Below are 2,169 nucleotides of genomic sequence, written 5' to 3' on the forward strand. Positions count from 1 at the left end.
AGTATCGAAGATGATTTGTTACATAGTATCATTTTGCCTGGCGCGAATGGATATCAACAGGCGCTTATGGATGCGGCAAAACTTGAGGATGCTACGCTAAAGAATCACTTCAGTGAGAATAACCCTGATGTAGTGCAATTCCGTACCACTAAACGTATCAAAGAATATTCAGTTAGAAATTATGTTCTACCGTCCCCCCACATTCCTGTCGTTGTTACGCCTGATCAAGCAGAGAAAAGCGTTATTTTGAAAGCAATTTTTGAGCAGCAAAAAGCAGTCATTGTGAAGTTTTATGATCACAATAACTACTTTTTTGTTGCTTATGAATTGGAAGTTGCTCAGATTGATGGTTCATATGGCACTCTTCTTTATCAGGCTGTGATTGATTTTGCTCGCGCCAATAAGATGCCATTGCCGCTTGATACCGAAGAATTTGGTTCAGCCTATTTCTATCGGGAGGCGCTGAGAAAAGTTATTAACGAGCAATTCAATTACGACACAGACACTGAATTGCTTAAAACAAAAATGCTTGCAGTCGATGATATGAATGCTGCCTTCAAGGATTTTGTGATGAGCAAAGTTGATTTCCTGGATTATGCCAATGCAAGTGCAGAAGATATCGTTACTATGTTATCTCAGCCATTGCAGAGTGTTTTTTATCGCGCTTCACGAGAAAAAGAATTGCTTAACCAGCAATCAACTATTACTCAAGAAAACGAAGTGGCTATCACGACAAGCGCCACTACAACAGAAACAAGTTTAGGCAATGAGCCTGTTGGCACTGGCGATCCTGGCGAGACTGTTGGAATAAGCGGCAATACCAAGCCCAATTTTCCAAAGATAAAATCTTATGCCGGCATGCATGGCGGTGGAAAATATCGCTGGGATGGCAAAAATCAAGTATGGAACGTGCGTCGTATTACCTGGACAAAACTAATTGAAGCATATCCTAACCTTACCGACGAATTAAAACTCGTTCCGGCTACTATGAGGGTGTATTAATGTTCACAGAATATTTATTCGATCAATCAGCCATTAGTGATCTGGTGGAGCAAAGAAAGAAAGCGCTATCGACTAATCGTGGGTTGTCTGATTTCCTTGGATTTGGCCTGGGCGTGATAGCTGGCAGGTTAAAAAAAGACCCCACGAGATATCGTGATTACGGTCCATACTGGTGGGCGCTGAAAGAAGCGCTCAATCGTAACGGCTATAATTATGGCCAGCAATCGGACGAAGAAATCAGCAATGCCTATCGCGGCAATACCGATGCAGAAACACTAGTTATGGCCGATGAGTTTCGTTCAATGTATCTCGATACTTTCTTGGTTCACAGTAACCAATTCATGTTGGATGCTAATACCGGAGAAATGTGGACATTGCTTGATTCAGACATGGAAAGCATGAAACTGGCTCAATAACCCCATCTTTTCGGCTGTTTTCAGGAAAAACAGCCATTCTCCCCATAGCCATGCAAATAAGATTGTCGCATGGCTGCTACTATCACATCTAACGACATACAAGACATGGTTACTCACTGGTTGAGTACCCCTGCCTACTCTTACCTCGGCTCCGACTACGGTCAGGATATAAAGTCATTACTGCAGCTCCCTCAATCTGACGGAAGACCGGAAGAGCAATTGCAGAAACTGCGTGAAGATGTTCCGGTACTGCAAGTTTTACCTTCTAATTCAGTCAACCTGTATGGCGTTCAGACTCCACCTGACCGACTGGATTTAGTGATCGAGGTGGCCGGGCATGCTATTGAGGTTCCGAGGTAATAGATCATGCTAACAAAATCGGACTTCCAGCAAACAATCAAAGATTCAACTGCGGCTTATCCAGCTGTTGCGCCACGTTATCAAGCGGGCGATCCGCGCATTCTGCAACATCTTGATGCCATGGCAACCATGCTGGCAATGTTATCTGCACAGATCGAAACGGCTATGTCTGAACCCTTCGAGAAGGTGCGTGATGCAACTGTTTTGGCAGATGCAGCCATGCGCGGTATCGTGCGCAAGGCCACGCCTGCCAGGGTGAGAATCAAAGCTGCAAACAAGGGCAATCAGGTTTTTGCCATCGAATCCGGGCGAACTATTATTGATTCGCTTGGAAATCCTTATCGAATCGAAACATCGGCAGATATTGCGGCAGGTGATGAATCAACTTTCG

General features: G+C 44.3%; 4 protein-coding genes. All 4 read left to right on the forward strand.

Annotated elements, in window-relative coordinates; all coding sequences use genetic code 11:
* A partial coding sequence (locus J5I83_RS13405; RefSeq protein WP_304056973.1) for a hypothetical protein occupies positions 1 to 1,002 on the forward strand: 1,002 nt, incomplete at its 5' end.
* Positions 1,002 to 1,418 carry a hypothetical protein gene (locus J5I83_RS13410; RefSeq protein WP_304056974.1) on the forward strand — a complete coding sequence of 139 codons (417 nt, stop codon included), beginning with the start codon at positions 1,002 to 1,004 and terminating at the stop codon, positions 1,416 to 1,418. The genes J5I83_RS13405 and J5I83_RS13410, both read left to right, overlap by 1 nt.
* A gap of 69 nt (positions 1,419 to 1,487) precedes the next feature.
* Positions 1,488 to 1,778: a hypothetical protein gene (locus J5I83_RS13415; RefSeq protein WP_304056976.1), complete on the forward strand. Its 291-nt coding sequence runs from the start codon at positions 1,488 to 1,490 to the stop codon at positions 1,776 to 1,778.
* Positions 1,779 to 1,784: 6 nt separating this feature from the next.
* On the forward strand, positions 1,785 to 2,169 hold a 385-nt coding region (locus J5I83_RS13420), incomplete at its 3' end, for a hypothetical protein (RefSeq protein ID WP_304056978.1).

This window comes from Nitrosomonas communis, from assembly GCF_024102715.1.
Lineage (GTDB): Bacteria > Pseudomonadota > Gammaproteobacteria > Burkholderiales > Nitrosomonadaceae > Nitrosomonas > Nitrosomonas communis_B.